The organism is Streptomyces sp. BV286, assembly GCF_019090165.1.
GTDB lineage: Bacteria > Actinomycetota > Actinomycetes > Streptomycetales > Streptomycetaceae > Streptomyces.
In genome coordinates this window covers 1-408 of sequence record NZ_JAHRIB010000083.1, presented here as the reverse complement: position 1 = coordinate 408, position 408 = coordinate 1, and the positions used below count along the sequence as shown (strand labels likewise).

Sequence of the window (408 nt, the reverse complement as noted above, 5' to 3'; positions counted from 1 at the left end):
GCCGGAACGCGGGACGGTCACCGTCACGACGAGGGGCGCCGCGCTCATCGTCACGGCGGAAGGGGGGACGGTCGCCACCGCTGCGGTTGTCATCGCGCCGGTCGTCGCGGCGGAACGGGGGACGGTCGTTGTCCCGGCGCGGGCCACCGCGGTCACGGTCGTCGCGGCTCGGCCCGCTGGGTCGGTCGTCACGACGGAACGGCGGACGCCCTCCACGGTCGCCGCCACCGCGGTTGTCATCACGACGGTCATCACGCCGGAACGCGGGACGGTCACCACCGCTGCGGTTGTCGTCGCGGCGGAAGCCACCACGGTCACCGCCGCCCCGGTTGTCGTCACGCCGGTCGTCACGGCGGAAGGGGGGACGGTCACTGTCGCGCCGGGGACCGCGGTCGTCGTCACGACGGA

General features: G+C 74.8%; 1 pseudogene. It reads left to right on the top strand.

Annotated elements, in window-relative coordinates:
* Positions 1-408 (top strand): annotated as a pseudogene (locus KUF83_RS42595) (hypothetical protein); the annotation flags it as partial.